Annotated in this window: 16 protein-coding genes; 8 read left to right on the forward strand and 8 right to left on the reverse strand. The window is 69.9% G+C overall.

The window, feature by feature from the left end; translation table 11 throughout:
- Positions 1-165: 165 nt before the first annotated feature.
- The 5 genes from ACZ5WC_RS24325 to rplU form a co-directional block, all read right to left on the reverse strand.
- On the reverse strand, positions 166-2283 hold the full coding sequence (locus ACZ5WC_RS24325) for a hypothetical protein (RefSeq protein WP_468542779.1): 2118 nt from the start codon (positions 2281-2283) through the stop codon (positions 166-168).
- A 225-nt stretch (positions 2284-2508) separates the two neighbouring features.
- Positions 2509-4008, reverse strand: coding sequence for an SDR family NAD(P)-dependent oxidoreductase (locus ACZ5WC_RS24330; protein ID WP_468542780.1), 1500 nt, complete (start codon positions 4006-4008; stop codon positions 2509-2511).
- A 532-nt stretch (positions 4009-4540) separates the two neighbouring features.
- Positions 4541-5977: a GTPase ObgE gene (gene obgE / locus ACZ5WC_RS24335; RefSeq protein WP_096623383.1), complete on the reverse strand. Its 1437-nt coding sequence runs from the start codon at positions 5975-5977 to the stop codon at positions 4541-4543.
- A gap of 145 nt (positions 5978-6122) precedes the next feature.
- A complete protein-coding gene (gene rpmA, locus ACZ5WC_RS24340; RefSeq protein ID WP_006124388.1) occupies positions 6123-6380 on the reverse strand; it encodes a 50S ribosomal protein L27 in 258 nt (85 codons plus the stop codon).
- A gap of 14 nt (positions 6381-6394) precedes the next feature.
- Positions 6395-6715: a 50S ribosomal protein L21 gene (gene rplU, locus ACZ5WC_RS24345; protein ID WP_008738952.1), complete on the reverse strand. Its 321-nt coding sequence runs from the start codon at positions 6713-6715 to the stop codon at positions 6395-6397.
- A gap of 598 nt (positions 6716-7313) precedes the next feature.
- On the opposite strand from rplU, the gene ACZ5WC_RS24350 reads away from it, so the two are divergent.
- The 8 genes from ACZ5WC_RS24350 to ACZ5WC_RS24385 all read left to right on the forward strand — a co-directional run bounded on the left by ACZ5WC_RS24350 (position 7314) and on the right by ACZ5WC_RS24385 (position 16762).
- A complete protein-coding gene (locus tag ACZ5WC_RS24350; protein WP_468542883.1) occupies positions 7314-7475 on the forward strand; it encodes a peptidase inhibitor family I36 protein in 162 nt (53 codons plus the stop codon).
- Between the two features lie 365 nt (positions 7476-7840).
- Positions 7841-8884 (forward strand): hypothetical protein, encoded by a 1044-nt coding sequence (locus ACZ5WC_RS24355; protein WP_468542781.1) that lies wholly within the window; start codon positions 7841-7843, stop codon positions 8882-8884.
- A gap of 261 nt (positions 8885-9145) precedes the next feature.
- Entirely contained in the window at positions 9146-12514 is a 3369-nt protein-coding gene (locus ACZ5WC_RS24360) for an ALF repeat-containing protein (protein ID WP_468542782.1), read from the forward strand.
- A 15-nt stretch (positions 12515-12529) separates the two neighbouring features.
- Positions 12530-12907, forward strand: coding sequence for a hypothetical protein (locus tag ACZ5WC_RS24365; protein ID WP_468542783.1), 378 nt, complete (start codon positions 12530-12532; stop codon positions 12905-12907).
- A gap of 88 nt (positions 12908-12995) precedes the next feature.
- Complete coding sequence (locus ACZ5WC_RS24370) at positions 12996-13475, forward strand: hypothetical protein (RefSeq protein ID WP_468542784.1); 480 nt, start codon at positions 12996-12998, stop codon at positions 13473-13475.
- A gap of 119 nt (positions 13476-13594) precedes the next feature.
- Entirely contained in the window at positions 13595-14098 is a 504-nt protein-coding gene (locus ACZ5WC_RS24375) for a hypothetical protein (protein WP_468542785.1), read from the forward strand.
- 134 nt (positions 14099-14232) lie between these two features.
- Complete coding sequence (locus ACZ5WC_RS24380; protein WP_468542786.1) at positions 14233-16086, forward strand: FG-GAP-like repeat-containing protein; 1854 nt, start codon at positions 14233-14235, stop codon at positions 16084-16086.
- 79 nt (positions 16087-16165) lie between these two features.
- Entirely contained in the window at positions 16166-16762 is a 597-nt protein-coding gene (locus ACZ5WC_RS24385; protein WP_468542787.1) for an acyltransferase, read from the forward strand.
- 114 nt (positions 16763-16876) lie between these two features.
- Here the strand turns inward: ACZ5WC_RS24385 and ACZ5WC_RS24390 are convergent, their stop codons facing one another.
- The 3 genes from ACZ5WC_RS24390 to galE all read right to left on the reverse strand — a co-directional run bounded on the left by ACZ5WC_RS24390 (position 16877) and on the right by galE (position 21421).
- Positions 16877-18991 (reverse strand): glycosyltransferase, encoded by a 2115-nt coding sequence (locus ACZ5WC_RS24390; protein WP_468542788.1) that lies wholly within the window; start codon positions 18989-18991, stop codon positions 16877-16879.
- Positions 18988-20367, reverse strand: coding sequence for a glycosyltransferase (locus tag ACZ5WC_RS24395; protein WP_468542789.1), 1380 nt, complete (start codon positions 20365-20367; stop codon positions 18988-18990). The genes ACZ5WC_RS24390 and ACZ5WC_RS24395 overlap by 4 nt, the downstream gene beginning before the upstream one ends.
- 73 nt (positions 20368-20440) lie before the next feature.
- Positions 20441-21421: a UDP-glucose 4-epimerase GalE gene (galE, locus tag ACZ5WC_RS24400; RefSeq protein WP_468542790.1), complete on the reverse strand. Its 981-nt coding sequence runs from the start codon at positions 21419-21421 to the stop codon at positions 20441-20443.
- Between the last annotated feature and the right edge of the window lies 1 nt (position 21422).

A 21422-nucleotide genomic window follows, 5' to 3' on the forward strand; every position in this document is an offset into this window, starting at 1 on the left:
GATCACGAAAGAGGGCAGATTGCCCGACTCTGCACCCTTTGTGCATCGACATGCCGAACGACCCGTACGTCCCTCCCGAGGGGGAGACGTACGGGTCGCCATCAGGGTTGCCTGATTTTCGGCCATTTCGATCAGCTGTACGTCGGCCAGCCGGATGTGCGCCGGTCAGCGCACGGACGAGGTCCCCTCGGTGACGGCGGCCTCCGCCTGGACCTCCGCCTCGGCGCCGGGCACGGCCGGAGCGTCCGGGTCCGCGGCGGCGTCGGCCTCGGCGGCCGCCTGCGGGTCCTCGGCGCCGGCGCCGCTGGTCGCGGCCTCCGCGTCCGGGACCGCCACGGCCTGCCCACCGACCCGCTGGGCGACGCCCTGGTTACGGGCCTCGGCCTTGGCGGCCAGAGCCCGTACGGCAGCGTTGAACTGCTCCATGGACGTCGGCTCGTCCGGCCCCAGGAGGTAGGTCTTCAGCTCACGGCGGGCCTGGGCATGCGTGTCCGCCGCCGGGTCGGCCACCGCGGCCAGCAGCTCGTCGAGCTCCTCGGCACTGTTGGACAGGATGACCGCGGCCCGTACGGCGGTGTTCTGCCGCTTGAACTCCTCGGGGCCGAGGGCGGCGGAGTCGGTGACCGCGTACGGCTTGCCGCTCGCGATGAAGTCGGAGACCACGCTGGAAATGTCCGAAACCATGGCGTCGGACTCGTTGAAACAGTCGTACAGCCTGGGCTGCGGCCCCGTCACCGTACGGTGCTCCCACCAGCCGAAGGAGCGCCAGTAGGCGTCGTTCCACTCGGCCCGCAGCCGCGCGGTCTCCGCCTCGCGGGCGGGGTCGGCGAGCGAGACCCGCGACTCCTCCGCCTCGTCGCCGCCGGAGCGGCCGGTGGCCGCCAGCTCCGCGAGCCGTGCCTCGATCCGGGCCAGCTCGGCCTTGGCCGCGCTCTGCTCGGCGGCGGCCGACGCGGCCTCCTTCGCCCAGCGGGGCTCGGCGGCGCGCTCGGCGGCCGCCTTGTCCAGCATCGCCCGGATCCGGGCGTTGACGGCCTTGGCCTTGGCGCTGCGGATGCCGGTGAAGGGGTGCGGCTTGTAGATGATCCGGACCGGGTCGGAGGCGTTCAGCAGCCGCCGCACGATGTTCTCGCCCGCCAGCAGCAGCGAGGTGTTGCCCGGGTTGTCGTCCCAGCCCTCCCAGGTGGGCGCGTACAGCACGGTCGGGATGGGGTTCTTGACGGTGCCCGTCCAGCTCTTGATGGGCTCCAGCTGCGGACGCCCGACCTCGACGATGTCCTCGTCGCGGACGCCCACGTCGGCCAGCGCGTAGCGGTCCCGCCCGGCCCGGCCCGCGGTCCACACCTCGTCGTAGACCTTGGAGTACGGGTTGACGCTGGCGAGCTTGTCGCTGTCGCCGTGGCCGATGAAGACGTGCTTCATGGTCGGGACGCGCAGGCTGTGGATGTTCTTGCCGACGTTGGCCGGATACAGACAGACCCGGACGGTGGAGAGGTCCAGGTTCATCAGGTGGGTGCCCGCGGGCACGCAGATGACCGGGACGGACGTCTCGGCCAGCTGCGGAACGAGGCCGCGCTCGCGCATGATGATCAGCGGCCGTCCGTCGACCCGGGCCATGGTCTCCAGCCACATGTTGCCCTGGTAGGCCGACTCGTTGGAGCCGGAGAAGTAGAGCACCACCGTCGGCTGGTACTCGCGCAGCCAGTTGTCGACGGCCTTGAGCACGGCGGAGGCCGGGGGCGCCAGACGGCTGCGGCGCACGTACGGGAGGAGCACCCCGATGGAGAGCAGGGCGAGCAGCAGCGTGAGGGCGGCGCCCGCGTAGCCGATGGCGTCCACGCCGGTCTCGGCGGCGATCAGGATGCCGGCCACCGCCGGGATGTCCAGGTGCAGCATCTTCTCGGCCGAGCGCCGCAGCAGCACGCCCGGCGGGGCGTCGGGGATGCGGACGGCGTGCAGGTCCACGTTGCGGGTGACGACCGGCATGGTGCGGCGGATCCGGATCAGGGTCACCAGGGCGCCGTGCGGTGCCTGGAGGCCGTAGAAGAGCAGGAAGCAGGCGGCCGCCGTGTAGAAGAGCGGCTCCTCCGCGAGGTCCAGCCGGGCCAGCAGCAGGATGAGCATCAGCTGGCGCAGCAGGAAGCGGATCGGCAGCCCGGCCCGCACCTTGCTGAGCCGGTTGATCAGATAGCTCCCCCGCTGGTGCAGATACCAGTCCGCGACATACGTGACAGCGGCGGCCGCCGCGAAGAACCAGATGTGGGGAACGAGCGCGGCGATCATGACGCAGGGATATCCCAGCCCCATCAACAACGCTGCCGCCAGTTCCGACCTGCTGCCCACACGGGCCAGGCGAATGGCTGTCGAGATCACGAAGAACCTGCTCCAGGGGGTGCCGGTTAATTCACCTATTGGGGGAAATGTGAAGGTGCGGCTTCACGTATTCGGGCCCCTGTGCTCGCTCTTAGCGATAACAGAGGCCCGAATAAGCACTTTTGTCAAGAATTATTACACATCTTCCTGACGGTCCAGCACCGAGGCCAGCGCCTGCTCGAACCCGGAGGACTCGGAGGCACCCGCGGTCGGGTCCTGCTGCCGTACGTCGATGACGTGACCGGTCAGCGCGGAGAGCAGGACGTCCAGCGAGGTGCGCGCCACGGCCTCCGAGGAGAGCAGCGACCCCTCGGGCTCCTGGCCGAACGCCTTGGTGCGCATGGGGGTCGCGGTGCGCTCCGGGTTCACGCAGTTGACCCGGATGCCCTCGCCCGCCCACTCGTCGGCGAGCGCCTGGGTGAGGTTGACCATGGCGGCCTTGGTCGAGGAGTACAGGCTGTACTCGGCGCGGCCGCGGGTGTAGCTGCTGGAGGTGTAGAGCAGCAACTGGCCCTGGGTCTCGGCCAGATACTTGTACGAGGCGCGGGCGATCTGGACGGGCGCCAGGTAGTTGACGTTCAGCGCCTCCTGGATCGTCGTGTTGTCGGTCTCGGCCAGCCTGCCGATCCGCAGCACGCCCGCGGTGTTGATGACGTAGTCGATACGTCCGGTCTCGCCGTACGCCTTGGAGAGCGCGTCGTCCACGTGCTCCGGGTTCTCCACGTGCGTACCGGTGGTGGAACGGCCCAGGGCGTAGACCTTCGCGCCGTAGCTCTCGGCCAGGGCCGCGATGTCGGCGCCGATGCCGTACGAGCCGCCGAAGACGACGAGGGTCTTGCCGGTGAGGAGCTCCCGGTAGGCGGCCTCGTCGGCCTGGCGCGGGGCGGCGGTGGAGGCCAGCTGGAAGAGCTTGTCCGTGATGAAGACGTCGACCGGCTGGGTCACCTTCATGTTGTACTCGTCGCCCGCGACCACGTAGATCGGCACGTCGGGAAGGTATTTGAGGACCACCGAGCAGTCATCGGTGGCCTGGAAGTTGGGGTCCCCCGCCGCAACCTCGTACGCCTTGCGGATGGTCGAGAGCTTGAAGGCCTGCGGCGTCTGGCCGCGGCGCAGCCGGGAGCGGTCGGGCACGTCGGTGATGAACTCGCCGTCCTCACCGTGCGTACGGGTCACGATGATCGTGTCCGCGGACGGGATGGCGACGTCGACGGCCTGGTAGCGCTCCAGCGCGTCGACGCAGTCCTTGATCACACGCTGTGACAGCAGGGGGCGAACCGCGTCATGGAAGAGGACGTTGCGGTCCTCGCCCTCGACGAGGCCCTCGCCGAGGGCCGCGATGGCGCGCTCGGTGGTCTCGTTGCGAGTCGTGCCGCCCTCGATGATCCGGGTGACCTTGGACAGTCCGGCCTTGGCGACGATCTTCTCGACGTCGGACACGAATCCGGGCGCCATCAGCACGATGACGTCGTCGATGTCCTCGGCGTTCTCGAAGATCGTCAGCGTGTGCTCGATGACGGCCTTGCCGGCGATCTTCAGCAGCTGCTTGGGGATCGACAGGCCCACGCGCTGTCCGGTACCACCGGCGAGCACGACCGCTGTGGTCCGGGGCTTGGCTTCGTGCGGCACAGACACAGACGACCTACCTTGCTATGACGGGGGAACAGTGTGATGTTCGCACTCTCCGTGACCGTCTCGCAAGGTGGACGTCGTCCGCCGCTCGGCCTGCGGAAACCCGCAGTTCACCATCTGGCCAGGGATGTTGGGCGCCGCCGGGTCGGCACGCGGGGTGACCGAATCCACAGACTTGTTGCGTAATCCGCACATCTGCAGCACGTACACCCGGCGTGACCGGCGGGAACCGTCCGGCACCCGGGCCCGAGGCTACCGGACGGCCCGCCTCCGCAAGGACGGGTCGCCTCCGCAACGACACCGTGGGGTGGTGCTGCCGACGGGGGCGGGTCCGGGAGCCGGGGAGCCGGGGGCTGGGGAACCGGGGGCCGGGGAACCGGGATGCTTTACGGCAGAGGGCTCTTCGGCGGGCGGGCCCGGAACGCCCTCCGGCCGGAGGGCCGGGAAGGCCCTCCGGCCAGCAAGCCCGGAAGGTCTTCCCCGGGTGGGCCCTCAAGGCCCTCCGGAAGGCCCTCCGGCGCGCGGGCCTACGGGCTTAGAAGGGGTCGAACTCGTCGTATTCCTTCTGCGCGTCGTCGCGCTCGGCCTCCCGGTCCCGGCGGCGCTGCGCCGCCGGGCGCGGGGCCTCCAGCCGGTGGTCCTCGCCGCGGCGGCCCAGCATCTCGGCACCGGCCATCACCGTCGGCTCCCAGTCGAAGACGACCGCGTTCTCCTCGGGGCCGATGGCGACGCCGTCGCCCGCCCGGGCGCCCGCCTTCATCAGGGCCTCCTCGACCCCGAGGCGGTTGAGCCGGTCCGCGAGGTAGCCGACGGCCTCGTCGTTGTTGAAGTCGGTCTGCCGCACCCAGCGCTCGGGCTTCTCACCGCGCACCCGGTAGAGGTCCTGGTCCTCCGCGGTGACCGTGAAGCCGGTGTCGTCGACGGCCTTGGGCCGGATGACGATGCGGGTCGCCTCCTCCTTCGGCTTGGCGGCACGCGCCTCGGCGATGATCCCGGCGAGCGCGTAGCTGAGCTCGTTGAGGCCCTTGTGCGCGATGGCGGAGACCTCGAAGACGCGGTAGCCGCGGGCCTCCAGGTCGGGGCGGATCATGTCGGCGAGGTCCTGGCCGTCGGGGATGTCGACCTTGTTGAGGGCGACGATGCGGGGCCGGTTCTCCAGGCCGCCGTACAGCCGCAGCTCCTCCTCGATCATGTCGAGGTCGGAGACGGGGTCGCGGTCGGACTCCAGGGTCGCGGTGTCCAGGACGTGCACGAGCACCGAGCAGCGCTCGACGTGGCGCAGGAACTCCAGGCCGAGGCCCTTGCCCTGGCTGGCGCCGGGGATGAGCCCGGGGACGTCGGCGATGGTGTAGACGGTCGAGCCCGCGGTGACGACACCGAGGTTCGGTACGAGGGTGGTGAAGGGGTAGTCCGCGATCTTCGGCTTGGCCGCGGAGAGCACCGAGATCAGCGAGGACTTGCCCGCGCTCGGGTAGCCGACGAGGGCCACGTCGGCGACGGTCTTGAGCTCCAGGACGATATCCCGGCTCTCCCCGGGCTCACCGAGCAGCGCGAAGCCGGGGGCCTTGCGGCGGGCGGAGGCCAGCGCCGCGTTGCCGAGGCCGCCGCGGCCGCCCTGACCGGCGACGAAGGTGGTGCCCTGGCCGACGAGGTCGGCGAGCACGTTCCCGGCCTTGTCGAGAACCACGGTGCCGTCGGGCACGGGCAGGACGAGGTCCTGGCCGTCCTTGCCGGAACGGTTGTCGCCGGCGCCGGGCTGGCCGTTGGTGGCCTTGCGGTGGGGGCTGTGGTGGTAGTCCAGCAGCGTGGTCACGGACTGCTCGACGACGAGGATCACATCGCCGCCGCGTCCGCCGTTGCCCCCGTCGGGGCCGCCCAGCGGCTTGAACTTCTCACGGTGTACGGAGGCGCAGCCGTGGCCTCCGTTACCCGCGGCGGCATGCAGCTCGACGCGGTCCACGAAGGTGGTCATGGTTGGTGCCTCCAGGTACAGCAGGAAAATACGGAATTGTCTCTGTCGTAACACGCCGAGGGCGGACCCGCTTCCCCGTTTGCCGGGAAAGCTGAGATCCGCCCTCGGAAGGTGCTGTGTGTCGTTCTGCGCGCGTCGAGAGAACTCAGACGGCGAGCGGAACGATGTTCACGACCTTGCGGCCACGGTGCGTGCCGAACTCCACCGCACCGGCGGTCAGCGCGAACAGCGTGTCGTCGCCGCCACGGCCGACGCCCGCGCCGGGGTGGAAGTGGGTGCCGCGCTGGCGGACCAGGATCTCACCGGCGTTGACGGCCTGACCGCCGAAGCGCTTCACGCCGAGCCGCTGAGCATTGGAATCGCGCCCGTTCCGAGTGGACGATGCGCCCTTCTTGTGTGCCATGTGTTCTCAGTCCCTTACTTCGCAGCCGCGGGGATACCGGTGACCTTGATCGCCGTGTACTGCTGGCGGTGACCCTGGCGACGGCGGTAGCCGGTCTTGTTCTTGTAGCGAAGGATGTCGATCTTCGCGCCCTTGTGGTGGTCCACGATCTCGGCCTGGACCTTGATCCCGGCCAGCACCCACGGGTCGCTGGTCACGGCGTCGCCGTCGACAACGAGCAGGGTCGAGAGCTCGACCGTGTCGCCAACCTTGGCAGTGGAAATCTTGTCAACCTCAACGATGTCGCCGACAGCAACCTTGTGCTGGCGACCACCGCTGCGCACGATGGCGTACACGCGGATCTCTCTCTCGCTCGGAACGGATCCCCTGATGCCAGCCGCTCGCACGGGCCGGGGCCCGCGTCGATCCGGAAGGATGAGCGGCCTCTCCTGGCGGACGGCGCGAACACCGACCATTACCGGGAGGGATGTGCTCAGGGGTAGGTGCGTACGGAAACACACCGAGGGTCAAGGTTACGGGGCGGGGTGACGGGGGTCAAACCGAGGCGGAGCCGCCGGGTGGGGTGACGCGCCCATCGCCCGATCCCTGCGGACGGAAAGACGGCTCCCACAGAAGCACATTCTCCGTCGGCAACCTTCAAACCGAAGAAGCAGGCTGATTCTCATCATGCCTGGCTTGTTCCACCCCTACTTCTCCTGCAATGCAACAAAGTGAGGGATGCAGAAGCCTCACACCCAAGGGAAATATCGCCGCCGGGACGAACGCACCACACAGCCCCAGGAAGTTCATTGAGGTCAGCCAGAGATTCAGGCCAGAGTTCATAGAGCTGACCAGAATCACTCGCTCCCACATCACGAGCGGTCCCACATGACCTGGAAGAAGAAATCCGCAACTGTTCTTTCCGCTCTCGCCGTCGCGGGAAGCGGAATGATCATGCCGGCAACGCCCGCCTCAGCCGCAGGGGACTGCCCGACCGCCCGGCTGTGCGTATATGACGGCACCGGGTTCAGCGGGGACCGCATCACCAGCGCCAGTACCAACGCCTGCTTCACCCCCTGGAAAACTGTCCTTTCGGCAGCATCAGGTCGTACGTGAGCAATTCCCCCGTCACGGCAAAGGTCTGGCAGAAGAACAGCGGCAGCGGCTACACAGCAGTTCGCACCATGCCTGCAGGTGGCTTCAGCAGCGACATCGGAACGCCCGTAGGGGGAGGTCGCTACGACAAGGTTTGCCTGGGATCCGCAACCCCCTGAGTCGCGAGCCACCGACACGCCACGCATTCACCGAATTCCAGGATCGCGGCGAACAGATGATCAGTAGCGCGATCGTGTGAGAGCTTCAGTTCACCGTCCGGCCCCGAGCGCCTCGCCACTTCGGCCATCGGGGCCGGGTTCGCCTGCGCCCCTGTCGGCCCGACACGGCTGCGCCGACAGACAGGAAGCGATATCCGTATGCCTCTCATGGCACGGCTCGTCCGCACAGTGCTCATCAGCGTCCTTGCGGCGGCGCTGGTACCCCTCTGGCCCTCCCCGGCCGCAGCCGGCCCCGGCAGTGTCACCCGTCTCACACTGGCCACCGACACCGATATCCCCCGAGGCGTCACAGTCGACCTGCTGCGGCGGACCATGACCTTGGCCGCCGGGGAGAAGCGTCACCTGCGCGGTCGGCTGGAAGCCACGAGCACCACGACCGGCATCGTCGGCCTGACTCAGCGCATCCGGTGTGTGGACGCGTCCGGGGCCACGGTGCCCGTCGTCGCCGCTTCGGCCCGCAATCACGAGGGCAGCGACACTTCTACCTACGCGCTACCGGGCCACCTCCCGCTCTACGCAGATCTGCTCTTCACCGCACCCGCTTCGGGCGTCTACACCTGCCTACTCCAGGGCACCGCCTATTCAACGCTTCCTGGCAGCTACCACCTGACCGCCGTGGCGAACCGCACATGGCTGGAGGCAGACGGCGCGGACCAGCGCGGTGCGCACTGGTGGCAGAACGGCGCCTGCCAGAGTGCCGACACCGCGGGTGACTGCACCTATGTCGGCGACGGGGCCGCCGAGCGGGACGCATGGGTCTTCTACAGCGACGGAACGCCGGTCCATAAGTGGCAGGCTCATCCGGACGCGGTCACGGTGTCGGCCCAGGCCAATGTCGAACTGACGACGTGCTATCGAGGCACCGCGTCCTGTGCGAGCAGCATGCAGGCCTACCCTCGCGGCCTGAACGCGGTCGTGCACACACGCTTCGAGTTCGTCCAGCTCGATTCCACCGGTCACGCCTGCAGAACCCACCGGTTCTCCGTGGAACGGACCGTCACCGATGACGCACATCACGCTGTCGGCTACTCCAGGCTGTCCGATCTCCCCATCGACCCCGCCTGCGGCACCCGGACGTTCCTCCTGCGGGTCTACGTAAAACACGTGTCAGGCCAGACAGTCAAGGTCGACGGGGTCCAGAGCGGAATCACCTCTCTCACAAACGGGATCGCGTTCAATAACTTTCGCTGACATCCCCCTCCTTGTCCGTCATGCGAAGCCTGCACTCTCCGGGCCTCGGAGCCGCATCCCGGCGAACAGATCTCACTCCGCTCCTAACTCCCTTTGTGGAGGACGTTCTGATGAAGCGTGAACGATTGCGCTGAGGCAGGTAATGTTCCCGTGGAATCACAGGACACGCCGCGTTTCCCTTCAACACCACAAGTAGCAGGCGCAGTTGGGGGATGTACGCGTTTCTGTACCGACGTATCCCGAACGGGAAGGATGCACGTCTTGTCGCCTTCGTTGTGGAGCAGACGCCGGATACTCGCCACCGTCGCCGGAGCCGCGGCGGTCCCCGCCCTGCCATCGATCCTCACGCTCAGCGCCTCCCCCGCACACGCGGCTCCGACCGCGCCCGGTGACCCGGAGAACGGCCTCCCCGCCACCGATCAGGGCAAGGCCGTCTGGGCCTACAAGACCGGCGGGCGCGCTGTTCGTGAGGGGGCGGCGGCCGCGCTCGTCGGCACGCCGGCCGCGCTGACCGCGTTCCTCACCACCGAACTCCCCGCCGCTCGCGCGGAGGACAACCGCTTCGCCATCCTGGCCAGCCTCTCCGAGGCGGGCCGGTCCGTGACGGAGAGCGCGAACGCGGCACTGTCCGGCGGGGACGAGGCGATCGCCGAGTTCCTGAGCGACGGCTTCGCCGCACCGGTCAAGGAAGACCTGCGGGTCGCGGTGTTCTCCGCCCTCAACAACGGTGGCACCGCGGTGAAGCGCGAAGCCTCCAAGGCCCTGGACGCCAACACCGAGGAAGCGTTCGAGACCTTCCTGAGGACGACCCAGTACACGGCGCAGGAGGAGGACGACCGGGTAGCGGTCTTCACCATCCTCAGCACCGCGTCGCCCGAGGTGAAAAAGTACGCGCAGCGCGCCCTGGAGGACGGGTCTCCCGAGGCGATCCGCCTCTTCCTCTCCTCCGGCCAGCACATCGCCCGCGCCCGCGACGAGGAATCCGCGACGATCGAGCAGCTCGTCGCGATCGTGGAGCGCGAGGGCAAGCGTGCCAAGCGGACGACGGACAAAGCCGTCGCCTACTCCGAGCGCGCCAAGGAGGCCGCCGAGAAGGCCAAGACCGCCGCCCTGAAGGCGGCGGAGGAAGCCAAGGCCGCCCAGCAGGACGTCCGCAAGTCGGCCAGAGCCGCGAACAACGCCGCGAGCGCCGCGCGCGGGGCCGCGTCCGCCGCCAACACGGCCATCGCCGCCTCGCGTACGGCCCAGGCCGCCTCCAGCCGCGCCGCCCAGGCCGCGCAGGCCGCGGCCGCTGCCGCCGCCTCGGCCGGAAACGCCGCGGCCCGCGCCTACAACGCCGCGATCGCCGCGTCCAAGGACGCCTCGAAGGCCTCCGCGGCACGCTCGGCCGCCGTGGGCGCCCGGAACGCCGCCGCCCGTGCCCGTACCGCGGCCAAGGCCGCCGACCACGCCGCCACCGCCTCCAGCCAGGCGTCGGCCGCCGGATCGGCCGCCGCGAGCGCCGCCCGCAACGCCGCCGCGGCCGCCAACGCCTCGGCCGACGCCGCCGCTTCCGCGGGCGCCGCGCAGTCCCAGGCCGCCAAGGCGCGCCAGGCCGCGGCCGAGGCCAACGCCGCAGCCGCCCGGGCGACCCGCGCCGCGGGCACCGCCCAGGCCCTGGCGAACCGCGCCGCCGCAGCCGCCCGGGTGGCCCGCGACGCCGCCAACAGCGCCGCCGCCCACGCCGACAAGGCAGCAGCCGCGGCGGAGGAGGCTGCTGCCAACGCGGGCAAGGCGATCGAGTACGCCAAGCGCTCCACCGAGTACGCGAAGCAGGCGGTCGAGGCGGCCAACACCGCGGCCAACGCCGTGAAGGAAGCCCAGGAGGTGGAGGCGGCGGCCCGAAAGGCGGAGACCGACCGGATCGCCGAGGAGACCGAGCTCGGCATCCTGGAGGCCCGGGTGCGGGCGGAGGCCGAGATCGCGGACGCCGAACGGGTGGAGAAGCAGCTCACCCAGGCGGCCCAGACGTCGGACGAGATCAAGGGGCTCATCGCCACCGCCGAGGCGGCGCTGGCGGCCGGGAACACCGCGTCCGCCGTGACGGTCGGCCGCAAGGCCGCCGTACGGCTCCTCGACTCCAGCGGCACCTGGACCCGGGGGGCCGCCGAGTTCGCCCTGGCCGGTTCCGACCACGACGTGGCCAACTGGATCGACGCCGACCGCCTGCTCGCCCAGCAGCAGGACGACCGGGAGAACGTACTCGCGCTGGCGCAGGCCTCGACCGCCGGGGTCGCCGAGGGCGCCGAGCGGGCGCTGGCGGACAGCGACCCGAACGCGGCCACCGCCTTCCTGGAGACCGGGGCCATCGAGGCCGCGGCCGTGGAGAACCGGGTCATGGTGTTCAAGATCCTCGCCCAGGACCCGGGCCGGGCCGTCAAGGCGAAGGCCCAGGCGGCACTGGACGCCGGAACGCCCCAGGCGCTCCACCACTTCCTCACCGTCGAACTCACGGCGGCGACGAAGGAGGACGACCGGGTCGAGATATTCCGCCTCCTGGAGACCGGCGGCCCCTACATGCGTTCGGCCGCGCAGATCGTCCTGGAGGGCTCCGCGCGGATGCGGCGCGCCTTCGTCGTCCGCGACAAGTTCAACATCGCCCGCCTCGACCACGACCACGCCACCCATGTCTCCGCGATCCGGGCGACCCTCGCACATGCGGCGAAGGTCGCGGCGAAGGCCCTGGAGGACGCGGCCCGGGCCTCCAAGGCGGCCGCGGACGCCCGGAAGGCCGCCAAGGAGGCGGCCGAGTGGGCGGCCAAGGCCGACGACTACGCCAAGGACGCCGCGAGCTCCGCCACCCAGGCCAGGGCGAACGCGGATGCCGCCGACAAGTCCGCGGCATCCGCGGCCCAGTCGGCCAAGGACGCGAGCGCCGCCGCGCTGACCGCGCGGGGCGCGGCGCGTTCGGCGAACTACTCGATGCGCCGTGCCTCGGCCTCCGCCAAGCAGGCTGTGGCGTACGCGGTGGACGCCCAGGCCTCGGCCGCCCGGGCGGCGGCCTCCGCCCAGCAGGCGGGCCAGGACGCGCGGGCCGCCGCCGCGGCCGCCAGCCAGGCCCGCGCGATCGCCGCGCAGAAGCGGCGGACCGAGGCGGCAGCGGCGGCGAAGAAGGCCGCCGAGGAGGCGAAGAAGCACCAGGAGAACGGCACCAACCCCTCGGACAAGCCGGAGAACGACGACACCGGCGACACCAAGTGGCTCGGTCTGTGGCCCGAGGACATGAAGGACCCCAAGGACTGGGCAGCGGCCACCGGCCACTGGAGCACCGTCTTCGGCACGGCCTCGGTCGTGCTCGGCGTGGCGGCCTTGTTCCCGACGCCCGCCTCGCCGGTCCTCGGCGGGCTGGCCTTCGGGGCCGGTCTCATCTCCTGGGGCCTGCAGGGTGTCAGCGCGGGCCTGAGCGGCTGGGGCTACGGCTGGGACAGCAGCCAGTTCCACCAGGCCCTCGGGCTGTTCGTGGTCGGTGGCGTCTTCTTCGGCAAGGGACGGCTGTTCAGCAAGTTCGGTGTGGCGGAGGAGATCGGCGCGAAGGTCTCCGGCGTCGTGAGCGACGCGGCGACCACGGTCGTCGGCTGGCTCACCTGGTAGGCGACGGGAAGCCCCTTGCTCTCCTCGTCGTTCTCCACCACGCACTGGTGGATCGCCGCTGCCGTCTCCGGTATCGCCCTCGCCGTGGCGGCCCAGTTCCTGGCCGCCACGGCGAAGGGCCGCGTGCTCACCGCCCTGCTGCCGATGGCGGGAGCCGCGTCCGTGGTCGTGGACTCGGCCGTGCGCGACTACGAGGGGAACACCCCGCTGGCGCTGTACACGGCCACCATGCTGGGGCTGACCCTCTGCCGGATCATCTTCGCCGGCTATCTCCGGAGGCAGCGCGAAGTGGTGCGTTCGGGGCAGCAGATGGAACCCCTCACGGGGAAGCAGACCGCGCTCTTCTTCCTCACCTTCACGGCCGTCGTGGCGGCGATGGCGGTCGTGCTGTGAAAAGCCCCTGAGCATTCCCCGCCACCCATTCACGACCGACCATTCACCACCGACCATTCGTCGCTTCCCGCTTCCGAAAGGAGCTCTCGTGGCCCTCCCCCTGTGGGTGCTCGTGGCACTGATTCCCGAAGTCGTGCTCACCTGCTCGCTGCTGCGCTGGCTGCCGGTGAGGCGGGAGCGGTGGATGGCGGCCATGCCGCTTCCGGTGACCGTCGTACTGGCCCTGACGCTGCGGCTCCTCGCCGAGGCGTCGTGGCCGGCCGTCCTCGCCACCTGTGCGGGGTTCCTCTGGGGCACCGTGCTGGCGTTGGCGCCGTTCCGCGGGTGGGTGTCGTCCTGGACGCTCCCGGTGCGCGGTGAAGCGCGGCTGCGGTGGCCGGAGGCGGCGCTCGTGGTGGTGGGGGTGGTCACCCCCCTGTCGGGCAAGCGGACGGACGCGGCACTGGAGAAGGCGTTCGCGGTACGTCAGGTGGTACGGGCCCGGGGGCCGTTTCCGCCGGCCCTGGGAATGACACTGCTGGTGCTTCCCACGGCGGCCGCGGTGGTCGCCGAATGGGTCACACGATAGGCGTCGGGCTCGGACACCGTACGACAACTCGTGTTTGAATGCGCAGACTTGAGCCGAAAACTCGGCGAGAGAAAAAGAGAGACACCGCACACATATCCATGAACGGAAAGGAAATCATCATGAAGCTTGCGCGACGCGTGGTCGCCACGGGCGTGGCAACCGCCGCCTGCATCGCGGCGGTCGTCACCGTGGCCCACGCCGACGAGGCTCAGACCAGAACTGCGGCAGCCGCCGCGGACGAGCTTCCCCCGCACGCCGTCGAGAACTTCGCCTACCCGGGGGCGGACCGGATCGAGGCGGAGCTCGGCATCGTCCTCAAGCGCGGCAACGGCCACATCACCCTCGCGGACTGCGCCTCCGACGGCAGCTTCCTGGAGGTGTACTCGCGCACCAAGGGCCGGATCTGCTTCCGCGTGACGGGCACGACCGGCTACCTCAGCGTGGAGATACCCACGGTCTACGGCGTCAAGGGCGCTGCCTCGCACGAGGCCGACGTGAAGCTGACCGCCGAGGACGACGAGCAGAACATCTCCGTCGCCAAGAACGAGTGGAAGGGCGTCGGCGAGGCCGCGGACCCGGAGGGCCGCGACCACGTGTTGGTCGAGCTCTCCACCTCCGCGTAATTTGCTCTCGGCAGGCACCGTGCCCCGTACTTCACTTCCGCACACGCGCGAGGCGTACGGGGTGAGGGCCTGCCGACTCCGGCTTTCTCCATCAGCCTTTCTCCATCAGTCTTCTCCATCAGCAAGGAATCCACGTGCCCTTGAGACAGTCCCGCCGCGTGCGGGTCGTCGCCGTGCTCGCCGCCGCATCCGCGGCCGGCGCGCTCACCCTCTCCTCCCCGGCCCAGGCCGTGATCGGTGACGCGGTCGCCGACAACACGTACACGTTCACCGCGAAGCTCGACATAGGCGAGGGCGACGCGAAGCGCGCCTGCACCGGTTCCCTGGTCGACGCCCAGTGGATCCTGACCGCGAGCAGCTGCTTCGCGGCCGCCGGGCAGCCCGCGTACCCGGTACCCGCCGGCGCCCCGGCGCAGAAGACCACCGCGACCATCGGCCGGACGGACCTGACCGGCACCGGCGGCAAGGTCGTCGAGGTCACCGAGCTGGTCTCCCGCACCGACCGCGACCTGGTCATGGCCAAGCTCGCCCAGCCGGTCACCGACATCGCCCCGGTCCTCCTCGCGGACTCCGCCCCGGTGGCAGGGGAAAACCTGCGGGCCGTGGGCTACGGGCGTACCGCGACGTCCTGGGTCCCCGACCGACTGCACGCCGGTTCGTTCGCCGTGACCGCGACGGACACGACGACCGTGTCCGTCACCCGGGACGGCGGCGCCATCTGCAAGGGCGACGCGGGCGGCCCCGCCCTGCGCGAGCAGGACGGCAAGGTCCTGCTGGCGGCCGTCCACAGCGCCTCGTGGCAGGCGGGCTGCTTCGGCTCGGACGAGACCCGCCCCGGCGCCGTGGAGACCCGCACCGACGACCTCACCGACTGGGTCACCCAGGTCCGCGGGCTGCCGGAAGAGTCCCAGGTCGCTTCCGGCGACTTCAATGGCGACGGCCGCGAGGACATCGCCGCGTTCTACGACAACGGGCCCTCCCTGGAGGGCAAGAACAGGGTTTCGCTCTTCGCCTTCTACAGCAACGGCACCGGCTTCGCCGAGCCGAAGAAGGTGTGGAGCACGCCGGGCGGCTTCACCTGGAGCCAGAGTCAGCTGACGGCGGGCGACTTCACCGGGGACGGCAAGGACGACATCGCGGTCCTCTACGACTCCGGCTCGTCCGACACCGGCAACATCACCTCGCTCTACACCTTCACCAGCACGGGCACCGGCTTCAGCGCTCCGAAGAAGACCTGGACCACTCCCGGCGGCTTCACCTGGAGCAGGAGCAAGGTCACCTCCGGTGACTACAACGGTGACGGCAAGGACGACGTCGCCGTCTTCTACAACGGCGGCACCTCCGCCGACGGCAAGCAGATCTCCTCGCTCTACACCTTCACCAGCAACGGCACCGGGTTCAACAACCCGCGCAAGACCTGGACCACACCCGGCGGCTTCACCTGGTCGGCCAGCAAGGTCACCTCGGGCGACTACAACGGTGACGGCAAGGACGACGTCGCCGTCTTCTACAACAGCGGCAAGTCGGCCGACGGCAAGTTCGTCTCGTCGCTCTACACCTTCACCAGCAACGGAACCGCGTTCAACAACCCGCGCAAGACCTGGACGAGCAGCGGTTCCTTCAACTGGAACGCCTCCAAGCTGACCTCCGGCGACTACAGCGGGGACGGCCGGGACGACATCGCGGTCCTCTACAACCGGGGCACAACGGAGGCGGGCGTGCACCAGTCCGCGCTCTTCACCTTCGCGAGCAACGGCACGAACTTCGCCGCGCCCCGCGAGGTGTGGACCAGCACCGGATCGTTCAACTGGAACGTGAGCCAGCCGGTCTCCGGTGACTTCAACAAGGACGGCAAGTCCGACATCGGCGTCCTCTACCGCACCGGTACGTCCGAAGACGGCCGACGCATCGACAGCCTGTTCTCCTTCACCAGCACCGGAACCGGAGTCAAGGCGCCCGTGAAGCACTGGTCCGGCAGCGTCATCTGACCGACCCGTCCCGCACGAGGGGCGGTGGGCCGGACACCCTTATGCTTTTCGAGCGCATCAGCTCTCCGAAAGGCATGCCGTGAACTACAGGGTCCAGCCCACCGCCCAGGTCGACGAGACCGCCGAGATCGGGGCCGGCTCCAGTGTCTGGGAGCTGGCGCAGATCCGCGAGGGCGCCAGGCTCGGCGAAGGCTGCGTCGTCGGCCGCGGCGCGTACGTCGGCACCGGCGTCCGCATCGGCGACAACGTGAAGCTCCAGAACTACGCCCTCGTGTACGAGCCGGCCGAGCTCGGCGACGGCGTCTTCGTCGGCCCTGCCGTCGTCCTCACCAACGACCACAACCCCCGCTCGGTCGACCCCGACGGCAAGCAGAAGCGCGGCGGCGACTGGGAGGCCGTCGGCGTGAAGGTCGCCGAGGGCGCCTCGCTGGGCGCCCGCTCGGTCTGCGTCGCGCCGGTCCGTATCGGCCGGTGGGCGATGATCGCCGCCGGGGCCGTGGTCACCAAGGACGTCCCGGACTTCGCCCTGGTCGTCGGCGTACCCGCCCGGCAGATCGGCTGGGTCGGCCGCAGCGGGGTCCGGCTGGTCGCACGCGAAGGCGAGCCGGGGGTGTGGGAGTGCCCGCAGAGCGGGGCGCTGTACGAGGAGCAGGACGGAGTGCTCGTCGAGCGCTGAGCCAACCGTCTCTGCCGCTCGGCCTTTCGCTGCGGCTGGGCGGATACCGGTGAGGGCCGGGAACCGTAGGTGAAACGGTTCCCGGCCCTCGTGCGTCGCGGATGCCTGCGGTCGTCAGCGGTCGAGCAGCAGCCGGTCGAAGGCGAGCCGGACGACCGGCCAGTCCCACGTGGTCAGCGCGTGCTCGGTGGCCATCTTTCCGGCGTTGCGCCAGCTCTCGTCGGAAGCCGTGAGGGAGAGCACCCGCTCGACCGCGGCCTCGGGGGTCTCCACGACCCACTCAGCCGGATAGAGCGTCCCCGCACCGTGCTCGCCGCCTGCGAAGAACGGCCAGTCGCGGACCACCGGGACGGCACCGCTGGCCGCCCCTTCCATGAGGCCCACGTGGCAACCCTCGCGTACCGACGTACTGAGGATGACTCCGACGTCCTCCAGCGCGCCGGGAACGTCGTCGGTCGCACCGACCCGTACCACGGCGCCCTCCTCCACGAGCGGCTTGAGCGCCTTCTCCAGCTTCCGTGCGTACGCCTTGGCCGCACTGCTGGAGCGGGCCATGTCGCCGCCGATCAGGAACAGACGGTAGCGCTCGTCCCGTTCACGCAGCTGCTTGAGGACCTCCAGGGCCCAGAGCGGGTCCTTCGCCACCTGACCGACACCGACCAGCCCGAGGTTGAAGCGGGTGGACGGATCCTTCGTACGTCGGAAGTTGGCCAGATCCATACCGTTGTCGAGCACATGTGTCCGGGGTGCCTGTTCGCCGCCGAGGCCGGGAATGGCGGCCACCGACAAGTCGCGGATGTGATCCGCGACGAACACCATGTCGTCGACGCGTGAAAAGTCCATCATGTGGGGCCACCGTGTGAAGGCCTCGTAGCTGTGCAGCCGGACGATGATCCGGGTGTCACCCGGATCGACCACGGTGAACAGAGCGGCGGGAGCGGCGCACCAGTCCACGAACACGATGTCGGCCCAGTCCAGATAGGGCCGCAGTTGCTGCTCAGCGGCATGGGCGAACAGCGGGTCGCCCCCGAGGCGGTACTCGAAGTGCCGCTGCGCCGCGCCGTTGAGCCGCTTCATGCCCGGGTGCTCCGCCATGTCGAGGAAGCGCAGCTCGACGTCCGGGTTGTCCTCGTAGTGCGATCGGATCAGGTGCAGGAAGTTCACGTTGGCCGAGGTGGCGACGAGGAGCCTCAGTGGCCTGTCCTTCGGCGGGGCCGCAGCCGGGGTCAGCCGGCCCTGCGGCCGGACCACGGCGGATGCCGCCGTCGACTTCCTGAACGGAGCGATGAATCCGGCCGGATCCGCGGCCAGTGGACTGCTGACCTGATCCATGTGGACGACACGGTGGAAGGCCAGCTTCGTGGCATGCAGCAGGGCGTCGGCCGCTGCGGACAGATCACCGGACGCGTGCTTGGCGTCGGCAAGGTCCAGATAGGCGGTGACCGCTTCGGCGAGGTTGCCGGGCGTGCGGCCGTTCTTGATGACCTTGCTCGCCACATTGTCCAGCAGGCGGGCCCTTATGGCCGGGTCGGCAAGCTTCGCGGCAGCCGCGCGGGCCGTGACGAGCGCCCCGGACTGCCGCCCGGCCAGCCACATGCCCTCGATGACCTGTTCGGTCACCGTCGTGCGCAGCGTGTCCGGAACACCCGGCGCCGAGACTGCGGCGCGCCAGGCGCGTGCTCCGGCGCGGCTGCGCAGGGCAAGCGGTCCGGTGGCGTTGCGCAGGAGGTCGGCCGGCAAGGCCCGGACGCGGCGTCGCAGCCCGTCAGTGGCCGTGGTGAGGGCGCCCGGGACGTGCTCGGGCACCTGTTCGCCGCGCTGCTCCAGGCGCTGCTCCAGGGCGCGGAGACCTGCGGCGATCCCGTTGCAGACCTCGGGCTGACGCCGGAACTGCGCGATGCGCCAAGCGCTGTACACCGCGCGGTTGTCGAGCGCGACGACCAGTTCGGCGGCCCGCACGACCGCGCGGGCGGTCCGGTCGTGCTCCAGGTGGAACCAGAGCCGCTCGGGGGAGCTCATCGCGTCCATTTTGCGCTGCATGTGCTTGCTCGCCGGACCGCTCTCGGGCACCTTGCGCACGGTGGCCCAGCCCAGGTCGGCGTCGATGTCCGCGGCCTTGAAGTTGCCGAGGAGGTGGACCCGGGCGCCGAGCTGCTGGAACTTCTCCACTGCCGCGGCGATGACGGCCTGCTTGGGCGTCGAACCCGCGATCATCAGTACGTCGGTCATGATCCGGAACCTCCGGAAAGTACGGGCTTCTCGGCGAGTGCCTGGGCGGTCAGCCCCGCTACGGCGGTTGCCATCAGGGAATCACGGGCGTATTCGGTTCCGTGGTCACGGGCGGCCGTGCGTTGCTCGGGCGAGGCCTCCACGGCCATGCGGGCGGCCTCGCAGAACGCGTCGGCGAGGCGGTCCTCGTCCAGGCCACGGGGTCCGGTCCACAGCGGTCGGCCGTCCAGCAGGCGTGAGGCATCGTGGTCAGCCGCGTGCATGGAGACGATCGGCAGCCCTGTGGCCATGTACTCGTAGACCTTGCCGGAGGTCATGAACGGCCCGCCGATGATGACGAGCACCAGTGCGTCCCAGGCGCCGTACACATCGGCAACCTCGGCCTTCGGCACAGGGCCACCCACAGCCACGCCGTCGTCGGCCGCCGCGCGCAGCACCTCGATGTGCCGGTTGGCCTCGCGGTTGGAGCCCGCGCCGATATGCCCGCGCACCTCGAACCGGGCGTCGGCGAGCAGCGGCTCCCGTTCCCGGGCGGTACGCCAGGCGGAGAGGACGGACTCCAGCAGCGGGACGGAGAAGCTGACCGTGCCCAGGTGCCCGAAGACCAGGCTCCGCCCTGCCGAGGAGCGGGGCCGGACCTCAGGGACACTCGCGCGGTCGTAGCCGTTGCGCACGACGTAGATGCGCTCGGCGTGCTCGGGGTAGCGGGCCCGGTAAAAGTCGGCGATCTGGTCGTTGACCACCCAGAGCGACAGGGCGTTCTCCAGCAGATCCGCCTCCCACCGCCCGGCCTCGGAGTCCTTCGGGAACGCCTCGACGCCGTCGACGACGTCCAGGGACCAACCGTCGCGGAAGTCCACCGCGTACGGGGCGCGGTGCTCCTCCCAGAGCCTGCGGACAGCGGCGAGCTGAACGTACGGGGTGCAGCTGGCCAGGACGAGGTCGGCCGGCCGCTCGCGGTACAGATCGAGCGCGGCGGTCTCCAGGGCGCTCCGCCAGCCTCCGAAGACCGGCTCGGGAAAGCTCTTGAGCGCCTCGGTCCGGAAGCCGTTCAGCCACTTGACGGGGTTCAGCGCCCGCTCCTCGGAGTACAGACGGATGTCCGTCTCCATGTCGGCACGGGACAGCGGCAGCTCCACGATCCTGATCCGCTTGTCGACGGAGTCCGAGAGCGTGTGGTCCACGCCGGAGTCACGGACCCAGGACTCCTCCGCGATCGTGACGACGGTGACGTCCCAGCCCGCTGCGGCGAACTGGTTGGCGGTCTCCCGCATCCGGAAGGCGGAACTCTTCGCAGCGGGCGGGAACCCGATCGCGAAGTACAGCAGATGCGGACGCGGTCCGCTGCGCTCGTCCATGCCTGGCACTTCAGTCATTCCTGTTCTGCTGAGTTTCTGAGGCTTAGTTCTTCGTTGCGTCCGATGACCGGGTCGGTCCGGGCCGCATGCTTCATCTCGATGCCTGCGGCCCGTGCCGCAGCCGCCACCCCGCCCACGCCGACTCGATCATGGTGCGTATGCCGTGCCGGGCCGACCAGTCCAGTTCCCTGGCGATGGCGTCCACGGAGGCGACCACCCGGGCCGGGTCTCCGGGGCGGCGGGCCCCGGTGACCGGGGACAGGCCGGTGCGGCCGGTGACGTCGAGGATGATGTCGACCATCTCGGCGACGGAGGAGCCCTCGCCCCGGCCGATGTTCAGGACCAGTTCGGCGGACGGGTCCCGGGCCAGCCGGCGGGCCGCGGCGACGTGGGCGGAGGCGATGTCCTCCACGTGGACGTAGTCGCGGACGCAGGTGCCGTCCGGGGTCGGGTAGTCGTCGCCGAAGATCCGGGGCGACTCGTCGGCCTCCAGGCGTTCGAAGACCATGGGTACCAGGTTGAAGACCCCGTCGTCGCCCAGTTCGGCCGAGGCCGCACCCGCCACGTTGAAGTAGCGGAGCGAGGCCGTTGCCATGCCATGCGCGCGGCCGGCGGCTGCCACCAGCCACTCGCCCGCCAGCTTCGTCTCGCCGTACGGGCTGAGCGGCAGGCAGGGGGTCTTCTCGGTGACCAGGTCGACGTCGGGCATGCCGTAGACCGCCGCCGACGAGGAGAAGAGGAAGCGCCGGACCCCTGCCGCGGCCGCCGCCTCCAGCAGGGTGCGCAGTCCGTCGACGTTCTCGCGGTAGTAGTACAGCGGTCGTTCGACGGACTCCGCGACCTGCTTCTTGCCCGCGATGTGCACGATGCCGGTCACCGCGTGGTCGGCCAGCACCCGGTCGAGCAGGTCCCGGTCCAGGACCGAACCCACGACGAGCGGGACGCCTTCGGGAAGACGTTCCGCGCGTCCTGTGGTGAGGTCGTCGAGGACGACGAGGGACTCATCGCCCGCCATCTCCCGCACCACATGGGACCCGATGTAACCGGCCCCGCCGGTGATCAGCCAGGTCATC

The organism is Streptomyces sp. NPDC033165, from assembly GCF_055577965.1.